The 18,808-nt window shown below is 40.8% G+C and carries 16 protein-coding genes and 1 pseudogene; 10 read left to right on the top strand and 7 right to left on the bottom strand.

Annotated elements, in window-relative coordinates; translation table 11 throughout:
• Positions 1–78: 78 nt before the first annotated feature.
• The 3 genes and pseudogenes from V7L20_RS26465 to V7L20_RS26455 all read left to right on the top strand — a co-directional run.
• Positions 79–333 (top strand): hypothetical protein, encoded by a 255-nt coding sequence (locus V7L20_RS26465; protein WP_334746931.1) that lies wholly within the window; start codon positions 79–81, stop codon positions 331–333.
• A 112-nt stretch (positions 334–445) separates the two neighbouring features.
• Positions 446–2,434 carry a DNA sulfur modification protein DndD gene (gene dndD / locus V7L20_RS26460; protein ID WP_334746930.1) on the top strand — a complete coding sequence of 663 codons (1,989 nt, stop codon included), beginning with the start codon at positions 446–448 and terminating at the stop codon, positions 2,432–2,434.
• Positions 2,435–2,747: 313 nt separating this feature from the next.
• Positions 2,748–2,837, top strand: a pseudogene (locus V7L20_RS26455) (type II toxin-antitoxin system PemK/MazF family toxin); the annotation flags it as partial.
• A gap of 23 nt (positions 2,838–2,860) precedes the next feature.
• On the opposite strand, the gene V7L20_RS26450 reads toward V7L20_RS26455, so the two are convergent.
• Entirely contained in the window at positions 2,861–3,367 is a 507-nt protein-coding gene (locus tag V7L20_RS26450) for a pentapeptide repeat-containing protein (protein ID WP_334746929.1), read from the bottom strand.
• 74 nt (positions 3,368–3,441) lie between these two features.
• Between V7L20_RS26450 and dndE the strand changes: the two genes are divergently transcribed.
• The 7 genes from dndE (at position 3,442) to V7L20_RS26415 (ending at position 9,222) form a co-directional block, all read left to right on the top strand.
• Positions 3,442–3,828 (top strand): DNA sulfur modification protein DndE, encoded by a 387-nt coding sequence (gene dndE / locus V7L20_RS26445; protein ID WP_334746928.1) that lies wholly within the window; start codon positions 3,442–3,444, stop codon positions 3,826–3,828.
• A 51-nt stretch (positions 3,829–3,879) separates the two neighbouring features.
• Positions 3,880–5,337 carry a DNA phosphorothioation-associated putative methyltransferase gene (locus tag V7L20_RS26440; protein WP_334746927.1) on the top strand — a complete coding sequence of 486 codons (1,458 nt, stop codon included), beginning with the start codon at positions 3,880–3,882 and terminating at the stop codon, positions 5,335–5,337.
• 142 nt (positions 5,338–5,479) lie between these two features.
• Complete coding sequence (locus V7L20_RS26435) at positions 5,480–6,754, top strand: AmpG family muropeptide MFS transporter (protein WP_334746926.1); 1,275 nt, start codon at positions 5,480–5,482, stop codon at positions 6,752–6,754.
• Between the two features lie 11 nt (positions 6,755–6,765).
• Positions 6,766–7,173 (top strand): ABC transporter permease, encoded by a 408-nt coding sequence (locus V7L20_RS26430; RefSeq protein ID WP_334746925.1) that lies wholly within the window; start codon positions 6,766–6,768, stop codon positions 7,171–7,173.
• Between the two features lie 358 nt (positions 7,174–7,531).
• Entirely contained in the window at positions 7,532–7,738 is a 207-nt protein-coding gene (locus V7L20_RS26425; protein WP_334746924.1) for a hypothetical protein, read from the top strand.
• Positions 7,739–7,740: 2 nt separating this feature from the next.
• Positions 7,741–8,289 (top strand): GNAT family N-acetyltransferase, encoded by a 549-nt coding sequence (locus tag V7L20_RS26420; RefSeq protein ID WP_334746923.1) that lies wholly within the window; start codon positions 7,741–7,743, stop codon positions 8,287–8,289.
• A gap of 174 nt (positions 8,290–8,463) precedes the next feature.
• On the top strand, positions 8,464–9,222 hold the full coding sequence (locus V7L20_RS26415) for a HEAT repeat domain-containing protein (protein WP_334746922.1): 759 nt from the start codon (positions 8,464–8,466) through the stop codon (positions 9,220–9,222).
• A gap of 302 nt (positions 9,223–9,524) precedes the next feature.
• Here V7L20_RS26415 and V7L20_RS26410 read toward each other — a convergent pair whose 3' ends face one another.
• From V7L20_RS26410 to V7L20_RS26385, 6 genes are all read right to left on the bottom strand, one after another.
• A complete protein-coding gene (locus tag V7L20_RS26410) occupies positions 9,525–9,932 on the bottom strand; it encodes a phosphomannose isomerase type II C-terminal cupin domain (RefSeq protein WP_334746921.1) in 408 nt (135 codons plus the stop codon).
• Positions 9,933–10,106: 174 nt separating this feature from the next.
• Positions 10,107–11,450 (bottom strand): PQQ-dependent sugar dehydrogenase, encoded by a 1,344-nt coding sequence (locus V7L20_RS26405; RefSeq protein WP_334746920.1) that lies wholly within the window; start codon positions 11,448–11,450, stop codon positions 10,107–10,109.
• 288 nt (positions 11,451–11,738) lie between these two features.
• The gene (locus tag V7L20_RS26400) at positions 11,739–12,935 is read right to left on the bottom strand and encodes an EAL domain-containing response regulator (protein WP_334746919.1); all 1,197 of its coding nucleotides are present in this window, start codon (positions 12,933–12,935) and stop codon (positions 11,739–11,741) included.
• Between the two features lie 82 nt (positions 12,936–13,017).
• Positions 13,018–13,506: a hypothetical protein gene (locus V7L20_RS26395; RefSeq protein WP_334746918.1), complete on the bottom strand. Its 489-nt coding sequence runs from the start codon at positions 13,504–13,506 to the stop codon at positions 13,018–13,020.
• 947 nt (positions 13,507–14,453) lie between these two features.
• The gene (locus V7L20_RS26390) at positions 14,454–17,261 is read right to left on the bottom strand and encodes a family 10 glycosylhydrolase (protein ID WP_334746917.1); all 2,808 of its coding nucleotides are present in this window, start codon (positions 17,259–17,261) and stop codon (positions 14,454–14,456) included.
• Between the two features lie 103 nt (positions 17,262–17,364).
• Positions 17,365–18,699 (bottom strand): TIGR03279 family radical SAM protein, encoded by a 1,335-nt coding sequence (locus tag V7L20_RS26385; RefSeq protein ID WP_334747117.1) that lies wholly within the window; start codon positions 18,697–18,699, stop codon positions 17,365–17,367.
• Positions 18,700–18,808 lie beyond the last annotated feature (109 nt).

The following is an 18,808-nucleotide window of genomic DNA, read 5'->3' as shown; positions in this document are numbered from 1 at the left end:
TATAAGCGACAAAAGGTGTAAGATATTTATGTCCCGTATACGGGACATAAATATCTCTAGCAAAATATGTGAGTTCCAATGACTAAAAGCTTTTTGGCAGATACCTTTTCAACCACCTCGCCGCTTGTTTGTGCCAACGAATCTCAAGAAACAACACCAAGGAGAGAGTCTGTAAAAGTAGTAATTTATGGTTTTAAAACAGGTGTTAGTAACACAATTTTCACCCTTTACAAGCTGGGTTTTGCTCAAGTTAATGAATGGAGTCCTTTATTACCTAGTCCCAACCCTGGAGAAGTGATGAGTATTTTAACTAGGCACATTATGACAACGTGATTGTAATTCGACTAGTAAAAAATATGGTAGGGTGGGCAATGCACACCCTATAAAAATAACGGGACAATGTTGAATGAATTCCATTGGCCATATATTTTATTCTTAAATATCAATGATATTTCTTGAACTTGTACTACAAAACTTTGGCCCTTACTCTGGAAGACAAGTAATCAATCTTGACCCAAGAAAAGATGAAAATCCGCGCCCAATTATCCTTTTAGGTGGGATGAATGGCGGGGGAAAAACTACGCTGATGGATGCTATTCGCCTAGCTCTTTATGGTCATCGCGCTCAATGTTCTACCCGTGGGAATTTGAGTTATAACGATTTTTTGAACCAATGTGTTAATAGTAAAGCTAACCCTGCCGAAAAAACCCGGATTGAATTAGTTTTTGAACACATTGAAGATGATAAACCAGTAAAATATCGGATTGTCAGAACTTGGGAAAAAAATCCTAAAGATGGTAAAGATTATTTGGGAATTTTAGGCGATGATGATACTTGGCCTGTTGAATCTTTGGTGAATACCTGGGATGACTATATAGAAAATCTATTACCATTAGGAATTTCTAATTTATTTCTCTTTGATGGTGAACAAGTAAGAAACCTTGCAGAACAGGAATCACCACCACTAATTGTAATTGAAGCTATTCGCGGACTTTTAGGGCTAGAATTATCTGATCGTTTAGCAGTTGATTTGGAGATTTTAGTTAACCGCAAACGTAAAGAAATGGCTGATACTAAAGATTTAGCTAATATAGAAGAAATTGAAAAAAGGTTAACGCAGCAGCAAGAAGATTACCTAGTTAAAGAAGAAAAATTAGCCCATTTTAAAAATCAACTTGAAGAATTAGAAACCATACAGCGAGAAGTTTTAGATAAATACGTTTCGGAAGGAGGTAAAATCGCTGCTGAACGCAATCAACTAGAACAACAACAAAAAGAGAAAACTGCCGCAGCAGAAAACATTCGGCAGTCAATGTGTGAATTAGCAGCTGATGTATTACCTTTGAAGCTAATTTATAATTTACTGAATCAAGTACAAGCACAGGGAGCAAATGAATTTCGCTATCAACAGGTACAGTTAGCTAGAGATGTTTTACTTGAACGAGACAAACGCTTACTAAACTGGCTAAGTGAATTAGCGATCGCATCTGAAAAAATTGATAAAATTAACTCTTTTTTAGCTAAAGATATTGATAGTTTATATACAGCCAACTCTCAATCTGAATCACCTTGGTTATTAGCTGATGAGGAAAGCTTGAGTCAATTGGATAATGTCAGATATTATTTGCAAAATGCTTTAAATACTGCAAAAGAAAAATTAAATATTCTCAAAAATTTAGAAGAAGAAATTATCAATTTAGCAAGACAAGTGCAAACAGCAGCAGAACCAGAAGCCTATAAAAAGCTGCGCGAAGCTGTGGAAGAAGCACAAAATCAAGTTTCTGAAGCTAAAGTAAATTATGAAATAACTCGCCAGAAGTTAGCTGAGTTAGCAACTGCCCTTGAAAAGACCAAAAAAGAATTACAAGAATATACTGTAGAAAATCTTGAGCGTAAAAATAAAGATCATATTATTACCTCAGCAGCTAAAGTTCAAGAAACGCTTAAGATTTTCCGGGAAAAACTAACCTTAAGAAAGCTCAATAAATTAGAGGAAGAAGTTAAAAATTGCTTCCTTTATCTCCTCCACAAATCAGATTTAGTACATCGCATTGCCATTGATAGCAATACTTTTGGACTTTACTTGTATGATTTCAATGGTAAACCAGTCCCTAAACATCGCCTCTCGGCTGGCGAAAAACAACTACTAGCGATCGCCTTCCTCTGGGGTTTAGCCAAAATCTCTGGACACCGCTTACCAGTAGCAATCGATACGCCACTAGGTAGACTAGACTCCTCTCACCGCAGTAACTTAGTTGAACGTTACTTTCCATCTGCCAGTCACCAAGTAATTTTGTTATCTACGGATACTGAGATAGGAAAGAAAGAAGTTGAAACACTGAGAGAAAATGAAGCGATCGCTCGTGAATACCTACTCAAATACGACTCCTCCAGCCGTCAAACAACAGTCATAAAAAATCAATATTTTTGGTAGTAGATATCGTCTAAAAAAGATATTTACAATATGTTTAACAACCATTGAAAAGTAGATAAGTAATCATGAAATCACCGCATTTACTAAAAATAAAGCGTGACCTACGTACTTTATCATTAGAATAATTAGAATGGATATTAAAAATTATCACAATAAAAGTGCAATAAAAGAAGCAAATTATAGATAAATTTACTAATGTGAAATATATGAATGAACAATTAGCTGCAATAGCTAGTGATTTAGATATCAAAACAGAAATTACCTCTATCAATAATGAATTTGGTGTTACAGAAATGGATAGTTTAGAAAAACTGTGAGCATCGAGAGAGGACAAATTTATTTTGTTAATCTTAATCCAGTGCTGGGTCGAGAACAGGCAGGAACAAGACCAGTTTTAGTATTATCTATAGACGTTTGGTTTCCACTTCACTCAATCCAATCAGGTCCTTTGAAGAAACTTCCGTCCTCCCAAAAAGTTTTAAATACCAAAACGCCTTCTCCGACAAAAGGGAAATTTTTGGCTCCCCTGAAGTCAGTTTTGATGAATTTTGCAGTACCACTAATCGCTGCCCTGTAGAGGTTAGCCCCATCAAATATAGCAGCAGTCAAGATAGCATCGTTGAGATTGGCATTGGAGAAGTCAGTCTCAATGCAATCAGCACCACTCAAGTCAACTCCTTGCAAATTCGCATAACTGAGATTGGCATTAGTGAGGTTAACACAAAGCATTTTAGCTCCACTCAAGTTGGCATGGCTCAAGTTGGAGCCACTCAAATCAACACCTATCAAATCGGCTCCGCTCAAGTCAATTTCTCGCAAATCTTCTCCATCCAACCCGGACGAACTGATTCTAATCCCAGCAAAGTCTCTCTCGCCAGCCGCATATCTCTTAAGCAACTTTCGCCGTTCAATAAACTTTCTTTCATCTTCCATAATTTACCTCTTGGATCAACTGACATATATATTTGGGTTTATAAACAAAAACTACTTCAATTTTTAGGAAGATTATGGAATCACCAATCGAACGTATTCGCCTATCCCAAACAGCCAAAGACCAACTTACCAAACTTAAACGCAGCACAAAAATTGACCAATGGAATATCCTATGTCGTTGGGCATTTTGTCGTTCCCTAGCAGAAGTAACCGCACCCTCCCCCGTCCCAATTCCCCAGGATAGCAACGTCGAAATGACTTGGCGCGTCTTTGGCGGCGAAATGTCCGATATACTCCTCCTCGTCCTCAAGCAACGCTGTCACAATGACGGCTATCCCACCGACAAAGAAACCCTCGCCACCCAATTCCGTCTGCACTTACATCGCGGTATTGGTTACTTAGCAGGCGATCCAAATATCAAGAAAATTGAAGATTTAATTGAACTAGCGGTTAAAAATTGAAAGGATATTAGTTGATTGTTAACTGTTCACTGTTAACTGACAACTAATATTATGCCTGAAGCGCTAGAAATTGAGCGTCATAGAGCTGCGATCGCTCGCACTGATTTATCTCGCCCCGTGCGATTGGCAATAGAATGGGCAATCCTACATCAAGACACCACTTTTTTTGACTACGGTTGCGGCTACGGTGGTGATGTCTGGCGAGTAAAAAACTTAGGCTACACCAGTGCAGGCTGGGACCCTTACTACCATCCCGATGTACCACGCACCGCAGCCGATGTGGTTAACTTGGGTTATGTCCTCAATGTCATTGAAGACTCAGAGGAACGTCGTCAAAGCCTAATCCAAGCTTGGGAACTTACTGGGAAAGTTTTAATTGTCGCGGCTCAAATTTTAATTAACGCTCCCAGCAAAACCCAACTTGCTTACAATGATGGCATTGTGACACGCCGCAATACTTTTCAGAAATATTACGAACAAGAAGAACTTAAAACTTATATCGATGAAGTCTTAAATGTCGATGCAGTACCGATCGCTTTAGGTGTCTACTTTGTTTTTCGAGATGAAACTGAAAAAGAAAGTTACAAAGCTATCCGCTTTTTTTCTACCACTTCTACACCGCGAGTCCACATCCCCGTTAAGCGGTTTGAAGACTATCAAGAACAACTGCAACCTCTCATGGCTTTTTTTACCAAGCGCGGTAGACTGCCTGTAAAAGGCGAATTGGAAAATGAACAGGAGTTATTAAGCGAATTTGGTAACTTTCGCCGCGCCTTTGGGGTAGTTTTACAAGCTACCGACGAAGCAGAATGGGATGCGATCGCTTACCGTCGTTCTCTCGATATCCAAGTTTATCTCGCCCTCACCCACTTTGATCGACGCCCTGCATGGCAAAAACTAGCCCCAGAAATACGTCACGATATCAAAGCCTTTTTTAGTAGCTATGAGGAAGCTTGTCAAGTAGCCGACCAAAAACTTTTCAGCTTAGGTAAACCTGGGGTAATTCAAACTGCCTGCGAAAAAAGCAAAATTGGTAAACATACACGCGGTGCGCTTTACGTCCATGTTTCGGCACTTGCTGCACTTGACCCTATACTCCGAATTTGTGAAGGTTGCGCTAGTCGTACCATTGGGCGTGTCGATGAAGCCACATTAATCAAATATCACACTGATAAACCGCAAATATCCTATCTGTCTTACCCCGAATTCGACACTGATCCCCATCCGGCGTTAAAAGCCAGTATCGGTATTGATTTAAAAACTCTCTTCGTCACTCATCGAGACTACAAAACTAGAGCAAATCCGCCGATTTTGCACCGTAAGGAAACATTTGTTACCAACAACTACCCTGGTTACGAAGAATTTGCTAAACTCACCCAACAAGAACAGGAATTAGGGCTGCTGAACCAAAAAAGCGACATTGGTACGCGTGAAGGTTGGGAAAAATGCCTTGCTGAACACGGGGTAGAAATAAGGGGACATCAGGTTTATTCCATTAAGGAAAATTAAGGAATAATCACACTGTTAGAGTATTGCTGATATGTATCTTAAATAAAGTAAATCTTAGCAGGTTTGTGTGCTTACACCAAATTGACAGCAGTTATGGCAAGATAACTGCAATTCAATTAAATAAAAAGGAATCTTCAAGATTGTGCAAGTAAATAAATCGCTGCTACGAATTTTTGGCAGCCCGAAGATGGGAGCTTTGTTATTTCTTGGCTTTTCATCAGGATTGCCGTTGTATTTAACCAGTCAGACATTACAAGCCTGGTTGACCAAAGAAGGAATTAGCTTGGCAGCGATCGCCGCTTTTAGTTTAGTAAAGCTGCCCTATTCTTTAAAATTTCTCTGGTCGCCTTTACTAGATAGATTTGTACCGCCTTTTTTGGGGCGGCGTCGAGGTTGGCTGGTAATTACACAAGTAGCATTACTGTTAAGTATAGCTGCAATGGCTCTACAACACCCATCCCAAGGGTTACAACCTTTAATAATTGCTGCTGTTACCGTTGCCTTTTTGAGCGCTAGCCAAGACATTTTAGTTGATGCTTACCGTACTGATGTAGTGGAAGTAGAAGAAAGAGGTGCTGGAGCATCTATTTATTTATTGGGTTATCGCATTGCCATTCTAGTAACCGGTTATGTCACCTTATTTTTGGCAGACAGAATTCCTTGGCAAGCTGTTTACTTATTGATGTCGCTGTTGATGCTCGTAGGACTGGTAACTTCTATTTTTGCACCAGAACCAGTTTTACGCGATCGCCCGCCTCAGACTTTATCTGCCGCAGTCAAATTACCCTTTCTTGAATTTTTCCAGCGTTATGGCTGGCTACAAGGACTTTTAATCCTGATATTCATTGTAATCTACAAGTTGGGGGATTCTTTACTGAAGAATGTGTCCACCCCATTTTTGTTAGATAAAGGGTTACATTTCACTCAAACCGATATCGCATTTCCTGGTGCATTGGGAATTTTCGCCACTATTGTTGGCACCTTGGCAGCAGGAGCAGTCATGACCAAAATTGGCGTTAATCGCTCGCTTTGGATATTCGCCATTATGCAAGCTGTCGGCAACTTGGCTTTCTTTGCGTTAGCAGTAGTAGGTAAAAACTTTTATCTAATGTTAGCTGCCGTTAATATAGAACAATTCTGTGCCGGTTTAGAAACAGCTGCTTTTGTTGCATTTTTGATGAGTCTTTGTAACCAAAGCTTTTCAGCTACACAGTACGCCTTACTTTCGAGTTTGCAAGCTTTTAGTAGAGATATTCTCACCGCTCCAGCAGGTACATGGGCACAAACCATCGGCTGGTCTACATTCTTTCTATTCACAGCAATAGCTGCTTTGCCGGGATTAGTATTATTGCCATTCTTTGCCCCTTGGAATCCAAAGCCAGTGGTAGTATTATCCAGACCAGGATTAGACGACTAAAAAGAGGATATATGGGGAATCAAGTAGTTATTGCTGTCGGCACATTTATTCTCTTACTCACTGGTTTATTACTTGGGTATGTTCTGTCGCAGTTAGTTCTAGGATTTCTAGCATTTAACCTCCTAACTTTTTTCGGAACACTTAGCCTAATTTTAATTTTTGGTACACTTTATTACGTTTTATTTTGGCAGTTGCGGAGAGATCAGTCCCGACCATCAACTATAAATGAAGGGATGCGAAATCAGGTAGACGATGGTGTATCTGATAGTTATCTCAAAAACAGGTTAATCGCTAAATTATCCGGTGACACTGCTGCTGCCGAACGGTTAATTGAACAAGCAAAGGAGACTTATCCTGGGATGCCGGAAAATTGGTATTGTGAGAGAGTCCTTGATGACTTAGAGCGCGATCGCCAATAGTGCTGAAGCAGGGGGAGTAGGGGGCAGATTAACAATTCAAAATTCAAAACTTGTACTGAGCGTAGCCGAAGTATTCAAAATTCAAAATTCAAAATTTAAGATATTTTCAGACGGGGATTTAAACCCCGACTGAAAATGCCAAAAGGCAAAGTGGCTCCGACTTTGCGCTAAGTGTAGACTTAGGGGTCTTAAACCCTTTAATTTACGATAAAAAATTAGCTCTTTCCCATCTGCTTCAAGCTTTGTGCCCCATTCTCCATTATCAATACACAGAAAATCGCTAAAATCAATCAAGAATACTTCACAAATCTTTAGCTAGGCTCTCATAAAAGTTCATAGCTCTCCCTGCAATTAAAATATGGCTATTTTTCGTCAGTACATCGCCCCCTTGCTTGTCGTTTTGGTATTTGTCTTTGCCCTCGTGGCAGTTAGCGCCCGGATCTTTTTACCATCCGATATGGCAGCACCCGCACCAATTGAAGAAGTGGGGATAAGTTATCAACCCACTTCTGCTAATTTGCCACCAGCAGCACAAAACTCAGCTAGCTCAGTTAATCAACGTTAGAAGTGTCTGAGCAACTACTATCTGGTTATATTATTCGTCGTGGTTCCACATTAGATCGCTCGCTGCTGCTCAAGTTCATGCAGCAAACTTACCAGGATCTTTTTCCCAATGAGGATTTCTCTCACCTAGAACAAACAGTTAAGCAATACTTTTCTAGTGATACACCCTTATGGTGGGTAGAAGAAGGGGAGCAGGGGGAGGAGAGGAAGCAAGGGAGCAAGGGAGAATTTTCCTCTCTGCTAAGAGCACCCCGCCCCTCTGCCTCTTTTCAATGCCCCATCGCCTGCCTCTGGGTGGGCAATGCTATAGATCAAGTGCAGGGAAACCGTCATGCTCACATTTTTATCCTCTACGTTGTACCAGAACATCGACGACGGGGTATTGGTAGAGCTTTGATGCGATATGTGGAAAATTGGGCTATTCAAAGAGGCGATCGCCAGATTGGATTACAAGTTTTTCAATCCAACCAACCCGCACTAAATCTTTACAATCAGTTAGGTTATCAAACCCAATCCCTGTGGATGGTAAAATTCCTGAGTGCAGAAAAATAGACTATAGGATAGGAGTAACATACTTAAGCGTCTGAGTTATGGCGTTTCTCGTTTAGATAAAACTTAACGAGGATGAAAGGAAAGTGTATAATTACTCAACTAATACTTATAAAGCTTTAACTTATTGGCGCGGGGGATTATGTGTTAATCCCGAAAAGGGATTGAAATGAAATTATGTATGACGAAGACGATCTAAGCCTACTCGATATTGAGGAGGAGCTAGAAAGCCCCCTAGATAAAATAGAGCCGCTAACTGCCGAATCAGTTGTGGCAAAACCAGATCCAGAAGTGATGCTAGCCCTGCTGGAAAGTCCCCAGCCCCAGCAAAGAATGTTAGCAGCGCGTGCTTTTTGTGATATAGAAGATGCGCGTGCTACCCCCTATCTGATTCGCCTGTTAAGCGATACCTGTCCCTTAGTTCGGGTGAGTGCAGCTTATGGACTCGGACGCAATCCCAGTTCAGAGGCAGTGAGTCCGTTAATTGCTCAACTGAACAGTGATTGGAATGGCTACGTGCGTAAAGGCGTTGTTTGGGCTTTAGGAAACTGTCGCGATCGCCGTTCTTTACCGCCCCTAGCAGATGCCCTCAGAACTGACATTTCCGCAGTGCGTTTGTGGGCTGCTAGCGCCTTAGCACAAATGGCAGAAGTGGGTTATGAAGCAGTTATAGGGGCAATACCACCATTAATTGAAGCCTTAGTCAAAGATCCCGTGGCAGCAGTGCGGAGTAACAGTGCTTGGGCAATTGGTCAACTGTGTCGTGAACTGCCTTCTAATGTAGTTTATGCCACAGCGATCGACGCTTTAATTCAAGCCTTTGCCGAAGACCAAGATTTAGGAGTCCGGGCAGACGCCAAAGCCTCACTATTAGGAGTGGGTGATCCCCGTGGTTTACAGCTGATTGAAACCCTGGAACAAGAAGGACGGTTTTAATTTAGGTATTGGGCAATTCAATTTTGGATTTGAGATTTTGGATTTGAGATTGAAATTTAATCCAAAATCCAAAATCTAAAATTCTTCCTCCCCTACTTAAGCTGTTATGCATTTAAATTTTTAATTTAAATTGTATATTTACTCATGTACTCCTCTGGGGATCTTGCTACGCGCAGCGTCTTTTTCAGGAGAGGTTGTCATTAGTCATTTGTCATTTGTATTTAAAAGGACAGATGACCATTGACTGCATGAGAGTCTTAACAATTGCAAAATTGCAATGTACAATCTAGACGCGCATCAGCTTACTGACCTTCAGTTATAGGTTTGACCAGATTTAAGTCATAAGGACGCTCAGTATCATCTTCGCCTAAATATTCACCATTTTGAATTTCCAGAAGAACTAACGGAATCTGTCCAGGATTTTCTACCTTATGTAGAGTTGCTGCGGGAACATAAGTTGATTCGTTTCGATTAAGTAATATTTCTTTTTCTCCACAAGTCACCTTTGCTACACCAGAGACTACAACCCAATGTTCATTGCGATGATAATGGATTTGTGGTTTAATTCCATGTCTGGGCTTAATTTCAAGACGACTAATTCTATAAGTTTCTCCCTCTTCAATCACCTCTACTTCACCCCAGTATCGTGTACCTGAATGTGAAGACAATTCGTTGATATTTGACTGAGTATTATTTTCATTAGTAGTCATAATTAATTTCTCAACTAAAAGAGTATTAGTATTTTTCAGTAATTTATCCAAAACAGGATAAACCTGGGTAGGGAGATGCAGACACAACATTTCTATTGATGACAACTGCTCTAACTTTACTCCAGACAACAGATCCTATCCGTGAATTTTTAAATATCTGAATGCACCAATTGCTTAACCTCCCGTATACTGAATCCGATAAATTCGATTATTGGCTTCTTCTGTTAAGAGTAGACTACCATCTGGTAACACGAGTAAACCTACAGGTCGTCCCCAAGTGGTTGGTACAGAAGGATTTAGCAAAAATCCTGTGAGAAAGTCTTCGTAATAACCAAGCGATCGCCCTTTAGCATCGAAGGGAACAAACACAATTTTATAACCAGTACCGCGATCGCGATTCCAAGAACCACGAAAAGCAGCAAAAGCACCGTTATGGTATTTTTCTGGAAATGTTTTACCATCATAAAACTGCAAACCCAATGCTGCTGAGTGCGCCTGGAACAGCACATCTGGCGTTTGGGTACGGGCTGCTAAGTCTGGGCGTTTACTTTTGCCATCCGTCTTTTGGCGCGGATCTAGGTTGTTTGGTGTCAGATAAGCATAAGGCCAGCCGTAAAATGCCCCCTGCTTAACGTGTGTAAGATAATCTGGAACCAAATCATCACCGATTCCATCACGTTCGTTGACAGTGGCGTAAAGTTCCTTAGTTACAGGATGAAAGTCTAAACCAACCGGATTACGTAAGCCAGAAGCAAAAGTTTGCTGCTGAGAACCATCCAAATTCATTACCTGTATTGAAGCCCGTGGTAGACGTTCTTCATCGACATTGGTTCCTGAACCAACAGAAACATATAATTTATTGCCATCGGGCGAAACAACAACATTGCGCGTCCAATGGTTGTTATAACCTTGAGAAGGCAAGTCGGCGATTTTTTCTCCCTTGTCTGTAATATTCTTTTGACCTTTTTTATAGGCAAAACGTAGTACAGCATCTGTATTCCCCAGAAAAAAGGAATTACCAGCAAAAGCCATACCAAAGGGTCTATTGAGTCCGTTGTCCCTACTAGCAAAGGTTTCTCGAACGTCGGCTACACCATCACCGTTGCTGTCACGTAAAAGACGAATGCGGTTTTGCCTGGTTTCAGTCACCAATACATCACCGCTAGGGGTTAAAGCTAGCCAACGTGGGGCATCTAAACCTTGTGCAAAGACGTTAACTCTAAAGCCTGGTGGTACGCGCAACACCGGATTTTGCGGAATGGGCACAACCTCAGGTTGCTTAGAGGCACTTTCTGTTGCGAAGGGTGCTGGTAAATTCTTTAGATTCACCCGGATGCGCGTAGGTGAAAATGCTTCAGTCCGAACAATATTTTTTGACTGTGTAGGATTTTGTGTCAGTTGAGCAGAAGGTAAAGATGTTTGTGGTGTGGGATTATCTGAGGAAGCGCGAGTCTGGTTACAGCCTGCTACCAGGGTCAGTAAAAAAACTGGCAGCAAGAAACGCGCAAAGACTTTCATGGCAGTAGACACTATGACACGATTTTTTTACTTTAGACTTGAGACTGAATAATTGTCGCCAGTCTAAAGTCCAATTTTTCTAAGTTAGTCACCCGATTAATTTACTTCCCCATTCCTAATCCCCACTTGCCCTAAGCGACTTGTGCCGACTTGTACCGAGTGACTTGTACTGAGCTTGTCCTCTTGGTAGTCGTTCGCGCTAGCGTCTCTGAAAGAGAAGGGCGTAGTCGAAGTAAGCCGAGGTAAGCCGAAGGGATACCTAATCTCCAATCTTCATATATATCAGCATTAATTAGTCAATAAAATTTTTTCAAATTCTGCTGCTGGCAATGGACGACTAAATAGAAAGCCTTGCATAGAATTACAGTTGTGTTGGCGTAAAAAACCTAGTTCTGCTTCCGTTTCGACACCTTCAGCAACTACATCTAGATTGAGATTGTGAGCCATTTGAATTAATGCTTTAGTAATGGCTGATTTCTGTGGATCAGTTGCAACATTATGGATAAAATATCGGTCTATTTTTAATGTGTTAAGTGGTAAGTTTTTCAGATAAATTAGAGAAGAGTAACCCGTACCAAAATCATCAATCGCAATTTTTATACCCAAAGATTGCAATTTTTTCATAGTAGTGATCGCACTATTTACATCATGCATAATCATACTTTCAGTGAGTTCTAGCTCTAAGTAATGTGGTTCCAAGCCATTACTATCAATAAAGTTGACTACTTGAGCAATAAAACCTGGCTGATTGAATTCAATTACTGACAAATTGACAGCAATAATTAGGGGATAAATCCCAAATTTACGCCATATTTTTATTTGTTGACAGACCCTTTTTAACACCCATTTCCCAAGTGGAACAATTAAACCTGTAGACTCTGCTAACGGGATAAAATCTGTCGGGAAAATCAGCCCCAATTCCGGACTTTGCCAGCGCAATAAGCTTTCAGCCGCTACTATTTTTCCAGAAGCAATATCGACTATTGGTTGATAATAAACTTCAAACTCTTCAAAATTATATTGTTTGATAGCCCGGTGTAAGCTAATTTCTAATAACTGCATCTTGGGAGACAAGTTTTTAATTATAACTTGAGGAGATAAATACCTTTTTAAAGTAGCGTGCTTTTCCAATCTGTTCATGATAGCACTTAATAATTCAGTTCGAGTGAAAGGCTTAGTTATATAGTCATCTGCACCCATATTCATACCTTGGCGGAAGTCAGATTTTGCAGATTTTGCAGTGAGGAAAATGAAAGGAATTGTTACCGTTGATGGATGTTGACGTAACGCTGTTAGTACTCCATAGCCGTCAAGTTGTGGCATGATCATATCACAGAGAATTAAATCGGGAATTTCGGAAATAGCCAAATTTACTCCGATTTTGCCATTGGCCGCAGCAATAGTTTCAAAATTTTCAGCTTCTAACAAATCCAAAATATTTTCACGAACTGCTTCTTCATCTTCTATTATTAAAACTTTTGGCATAAATTACCTAAATTTATATTTTCTTTGTTATGCAAAAATTACAATAAATTATACATTTTTCAATATATTTATCACAAACATTTTACCTTGATAGGCATATATCCATTTTTTTAATCTTCATTTTTAATCCAATTCCTAGTATATTGTCAATATTAACGGTGCAAGAAAATGATTTTAGCAACGAATGGATTTCACTAGCCCAAAAGCTATGCCCTTTGAGTATTTCCCACACTTGATAGCTCCTGATAGCGACAACATTTTCCCTAATAAATGTACTACCAAAATCTGCATAACTCTTGCAGGTGTAAATTACTGCTGGGGTGGGAGAGAGTAAATATAGCAGATGTTCTTGCTTGACAAGTAGCGTCCACCATATTTTCCAAAATGGACGCTCAACTGCATTTTGTGGCTGTAGTTCTCCCAAGTGGAGTGCTGTTTGGTTAACTTCTAGCACCATATTCTTTGTTATCAGCAACCCGATAAATTGGAAGAAACTTTTGAAGATGGTGCAAAATTGTCTTTCATTCTTACGAAATAATATTTCTATCTGTACACAGTAGGTAATATCCACAGAAACTACAATAAGGCGAGCAGGTTCGCCTGTCGTATCTTTAAGTACTATAACGCTTACTAGTAACCATTTGTACTTGACTAGTTGGATCTCAATGAAAATCTAATATTCTACCTCAAAGGAACCAATAATAGTGTTACCTCTAGTTTCTTCTGCAATTGCTTAACAGAAACTTTCAAGCATGATGAAAATAACAATGTAACCTTGGTTATCTGCAACTGGCAATAGATTCAACTCCTGACACAGTAGTAATAACCTCACATTTAAAGTAATAAATATAACATTTAATTTATGGCAAAGTTATGCATAACTTCAAAAATATTGGCTGTTTTCAAGCTAGCTTTTGAAGCTACAAGCACTACCATATCAGGCTTTGTAAAGCACTCTGCTACCTGCGAAGATGAAGAAAATAAGACATTCTTGCTTCCTGCTTTTATCCGTGCGTAGGCGTAGCCCGTCGTAGACATTGCATCTAAATAGTGCTATTTACGGCACAAGCATCCGCAGCGAAGGATCAATATTGACTTTAAGCTTTGTAGTCTTAGAAGCTGAGGTAACACCTACATAAATTTTAATGATAGGTATCATTAAAAAATAGTTATCCAAAGCTTCTTAATCGAGTAATTTCCAAGATTTTGACACCAAACAAGTAGTAATATTTGGTTTAAAAACACTACAAAAAGTGTGTTAAGAATTACAAAGCATCTGATATCTAGCTAGTTGAAAATTGATTATTGGGAAAGAGGAGGCAGGAGCTAGGAGACAGAAGTTGTTTAATTTTGAATTTTGTTAGCGCGGTATAAAGCCTTCTCTTCTCTTTCAAAGACGCTAACGCGAACAAGACGCTGTGCTAACGATATAGCAACGCTATGAACGAGTCACCGAGCGTCATTTTGAATTTTAAATTAATTTTTCCCTCATCTCCCTCATCCTCCCCTGCCTCCCCACTAAGGACGCAACTGCAACCGCCGTTCGCCATAACGTAACAGCCTTTCTATAGTTACAAGCCGATTTTCCCAAACTTTGACTTGATAGGAATTTGACTTAAGCTCTTGGCTCATTAATACCCGAAATTGAGACTGGAACCGAGTTAGAGAGGCTTTCGCCACTAGTAAGTTGCTAGCAGAAGGGGAAGCGGCAAGCTGATTTAAAGCACTGCGTAGAACTTCTGCCTGGTTGTTAAAATCTGATATTGTCTGAGTCGGTTTTTGTGGTTGGTCATTTTGGAAAACAAATTTCCATTCCCGTTGCAGCGCGGTGTAACGGATGGCAGCAGTTTGAAAAGGCTGGCGATGAGGAATGGGTTCACTTGTTGTTGATTGAATTCTACCTTGGGTGCTACTAAAGAGTTTTTGTAGATCGTTGTTAAAATTCTCTGCGGCAAAGAGTGCATAACCACTAACTGGCAAGTCCCTTACCAACTGAAGTTGATCAAATGCACCAATTGTTGGCAAAGAAAGTAAGCGAATTCCCGGTATCAACAAGGTAGATCCCAATTGTTTAGAGGCGATCCAGGGTTGGGCCAGTCGTTGAAAGCGAGAAGTATCCAGAGCATAAGTCATGGGAACAATTAAATCTACATCCCCCCGCCTTGCCCAATTTTCCCAGTCTTGTTGAATTTTCTGAATCCGCTCTAGTTCTGGTAAAGGAAATACTGCAACCGACAAAATCAAATTCGGTCGCTTTTGTCGCAACTGCTGTGATAATTGGGCGACAAAGCTATCAATTTTCTCAGTGCGAAATGTCGTCCACTTTTGCCATAAGTCTGGTTGACTAGGGGAAATATTTACTGGATCTACACCAGTAAGTTGCTGAAATTGCGCTCTTGCAGCTTTGCCATAGCCGTAGGTTCGACCTGCTGATGGGTCTTGAAAAGGGTAGCGAATGTAGTCTAGCTGTAAGCCATCGACGTTATATTTAGTGACAATTTCCTCATACAGTTTGAGTAAATACTCCCGCACTTCGGGGTTAGCTGGATCGAAGAATGGCTTAGTTTGACCAACAGGAATCATGTTGCCAAGATTATCGTAATTTGCCCAATCGGGATGAGCTGCTAGCACTGGCCCTGGATAATCAGGATTAAGGTTGAGAATTTCATTGTGACGTTGGTTACCAGCAGCAAAAGTCCAAACCCAAGCATGTAATTCCATGTCTCGCTCATGGGCTAATTTCACCGCATCTGCCAGTGGATTCCACCCACGAATTAATGGGTTTTGCTCTTTTGCCACTTGGCTCGGAAAAATAGTGTAGCCAGCATTAATAGTTTCAAAAAAGACAGTATTAATCCCAGCTTGAGCTAGGCGATCAAAAATCTGGGCTAGTCCCGCCTTGCTACCAGCACGAACAATCGTCCCCCGATCTAACCAAATTGCCCGAATTTCTGGTTGAGCTAGTCTTTGATCAATAGGAAACTGGTGCCACAAAGTCGTTTTAGCGGTCAGCCACTGCTGACGAGCCAGAGCATAGTTTTTCTGGGCAATCAATAGGGGGAAGTTTTTGGCAATTACTCTTACCTGTGCCAAGGCTTGCTCTTTATTCATGCCTAGCGCCCCCAGTTTAGTTGAGGCTAATTGCGTGGGTTGCTCTTTGAGAGATTGGGGGGTGTAGGTGTCTAGGTGCGTAGAGGACTGCTTACTTTCAGATGTTACTTTACCAACATTAGCCGCATCGGCTAGCACTGCTAAATTAGCGCTTTCCACCCGACCGATCAGATTTTCTAGCTCTTGCTGGAGAGCGATCGCTTGATTGTTGTCAATCGGCTCATTGGAGTTGGGTGCAACATCCAGACGCACCGCTTGTTCTAATTGGTCAATAGCCTCTTGAGAACTTGGGGGTTTGACTATAGGAAGCGGTTTAGGTATGGGAGCAGTGACAATTTTAGGAGGAGAAGATGAGGGAGATGAACTGCCCCTGTGCTCCTGTGCCCCTGTGCTCCTGTGCCCCTCTGCCCCCTGCACCCTCGACGCAACCCTCACTGTTGTCGAGCAGTTTGGGGAACCTCCTGCTACTTTTTTCATCCGATTTGATGGCGGTAGCGCTGTCAAATAGTGATTGAGAGCAGCTTTTAACCAGGCATTATCTAACCCGGCAGCTGAAGCTGTGTCTGTTCCCCAGCGCCAGCCTAAAAGGGTGGAACGCTCAGTTGTTAATACTGCGGCAGAATTATCTTTGGAATTCCAAACAGCAGGAGATTCACTGCCCATATCATTAGGAATCACAACGCCGCCGCGCACTTTGCCAAAAAGTTCAGTTTGATTTGCCCATTCTGAAATATTGGTTTTTGTAGGTTTGATCTGTTCTGTCTCACTGAGACTGAATCCCCAATAACCTCCCAAAAGCGATCGCAATAACTGACGTACTCCCGGCGCTGACAGGCTACCTACAGGACCACTGGCAATCAAACGCCCTCCCTTACTCATCCATTCTTCCAGAGCGATCGCTTGGGTTGGCGTTAATGTTTCAACATTTGGCAAAAATAATACCCGGCGATCGCCCCAATCAGCCCCACTCTTGACATCAGCTAGGGGAATTACACAATATTTCACCCCTATTGTCTGTAAGCGGTCAGTTATCCCTCTCCATTGATTTGCATTTTCTTGGCCATAGACTACGCTCAATACAGGTTCTTCAGTCGCCGCTTTTACTGGCAAAATACTAAAACTATTTAAAATTAAAAAGTTAAAACTTAAAATGAAGAATCCGGCTTTTTTTCTTTGTGAGTTCGCCTTTTTATGATATTTTTCCCGATTCTTCACTACTGACTCCTGAGCGAATTAGTTATGAGGTATTACTTCTTATTTATCATCCAGCATAATCATAAATTACCTCCGAAAAACAACTGATTTTTGACAACTCAACTTAAGCAACATTGAGAATGCATGTTTTGATTAAATCTTCAGCTCCTGCTACTGGAAAAACTTTTGTATTTAGTTTGCCAGCTAATTCTTCGATACTCATATCATCTAAAAACACTAATTCACCATTTTTTAACATGACATTTGGTAGCAAAATACCATCACCTAAATCTTGCCCTTCTAAATTTAAAAGCAAATCATGACCAGTTAGTAATCCGGTTACACTGATAGTTTGTCCCCAATAATCACTACATAAAGCACGCATATTAACTTCTAAACCTTCAACAGAATTTAAGCGTTTCAAAATGGTTTGAAATGCTTTTTCTACGGCGTTGCCTACTATCCAAGTGAACTTTTTTTGAGGATATACTTTTGGCGGTAGTAATTCTGCTGCAACGGTGGCAAATTGCTTGATAAATAATTGAATCGAACCAACTCCGTTATCAATTTGGGGATATTCTTCATATTCAGATTCGCTGGGTAATTCCTCACCTGCAATCAAAAACCACTCATCAGCTAACCAAACAACGCTAGAATCGAGTTTTTGACGAAATTGCCACGAGAGGATTTGCACTTGGGAAATTACTTCTTTTGCTTTTTCCCTAGTTACAGGTATGAGTTCGTCTTCTGGAGGCCGAAACCGTGTCAATCCAACTGGCACAACTGCCACCGATGCCACCGCAGGCACTTCACCTCTATGAAAGGACGCTAAATCTTTGAGAGTTTGTTCCAGATGTTTGCCATCATTTATACCAGGGCAAACAACTACTTGAGCATGAATTTGTAATCGCCTTTCTCGAAACCACTTGAGTTGTTGCAAGATTTGTCCCGCACGCGGATTTTTCAGCAGTTTAATTCTTAGTTCAGGCTCGGTAGCATGAACAGAAACATACAACGGAGACAAGCGCATTTGCTCAATCCGTTGCCATTCTCTTTCTGGCAAATTAGTTAGAGTAAGATAAGAACCATACAAAAAGCTGAGACGGTAATCGTCATCTTTTAAATACAAGCTGGTGCGCTTACCTGGTGGTTGTTGGTCGATAAAGCAAAATGGACAGCGATTGTTGCATTGAATTAAGCCATCAAATAGAGCAGTTTCAAATTCTAGCCCTAAGTCTTGGTCGTAATCTTTTTCGATTTCCAGGTTATGAGTTTTACCAGCTGCGTCTAAAACTTCTAATTCCAAAACTTCATCAGCACACAAAAACTGATAATCAATTAAATCACGAGGACATGTACCATTGATAGCGACAATAGCATCCCCAGCCTCAAAACCAATCTCTGCGGCTATTGAGTCTGGAAGAACCTTGGTTATTCGGGCAGGATTAATGGTAGTCATTGGGTATAGGGCATTTGGAATTGGGCATGGGGCATTGAGCATGGGGCATTGGGCATGGGGCATTGGGCATGGGGCATTAGGCATGGGGCATTAGTCATTTGCTTTAAAC

This window comes from Nostoc sp., assembly GCF_036916735.1.
GTDB lineage: Bacteria > Cyanobacteriota > Cyanobacteriia > Cyanobacteriales > Nostocaceae > Nostoc.
This window is presented reverse-complemented; position numbering and strand designations above follow the sequence as displayed.

Bases quoted from the DNA above. Each gene is read 5' to 3' on its own strand.
- V7L20_RS26415 (WP_334746922.1), top strand. From the start codon at position 8,464: ATGTATGACGAAGACGATCTAAGCCTACTCGATATTGAGGAGGAGCTA.
- V7L20_RS26425 (WP_334746924.1), top strand. From the start codon at position 7,532: ATGGCTATTTTTCGTCAGTACATCGCCCCCTTGCTTGTCGTTTTGGTA.
- V7L20_RS26465 (WP_334746931.1), top strand. From the start codon at position 79: ATGACTAAAAGCTTTTTGGCAGATACCTTTTCAACCACCTCGCCGCTT.
- dndE (WP_334746928.1), top strand. From the start codon at position 3,442: ATGGAATCACCAATCGAACGTATTCGCCTATCCCAAACAGCCAAAGAC.
- V7L20_RS26410 (WP_334746921.1), bottom strand. From the start codon at position 9,932: ATGACTACTAATGAAAATAATACTCAGTCAAATATCAACGAATTGTCT.
- V7L20_RS26440 (WP_334746927.1), top strand. From the start codon at position 3,880: ATGCCTGAAGCGCTAGAAATTGAGCGTCATAGAGCTGCGATCGCTCGC.
- V7L20_RS26450 (WP_334746929.1), bottom strand. From the start codon at position 3,367: ATGGAAGATGAAAGAAAGTTTATTGAACGGCGAAAGTTGCTTAAGAGA.
- dndD (WP_334746930.1), top strand. From the start codon at position 446: ATGATATTTCTTGAACTTGTACTACAAAACTTTGGCCCTTACTCTGGA.
- V7L20_RS26385 (WP_334747117.1), bottom strand. From the start codon at position 18,699: ATGACTACCATTAATCCTGCCCGAATAACCAAGGTTCTTCCAGACTCA.
- V7L20_RS26430 (WP_334746925.1), top strand. From the start codon at position 6,766: ATGGGGAATCAAGTAGTTATTGCTGTCGGCACATTTATTCTCTTACTC.
- V7L20_RS26400 (WP_334746919.1), bottom strand. From the start codon at position 12,935: ATGCCAAAAGTTTTAATAATAGAAGATGAAGAAGCAGTTCGTGAAAAT.
- V7L20_RS26405 (WP_334746920.1), bottom strand. From the start codon at position 11,450: ATGAAAGTCTTTGCGCGTTTCTTGCTGCCAGTTTTTTTACTGACCCTG.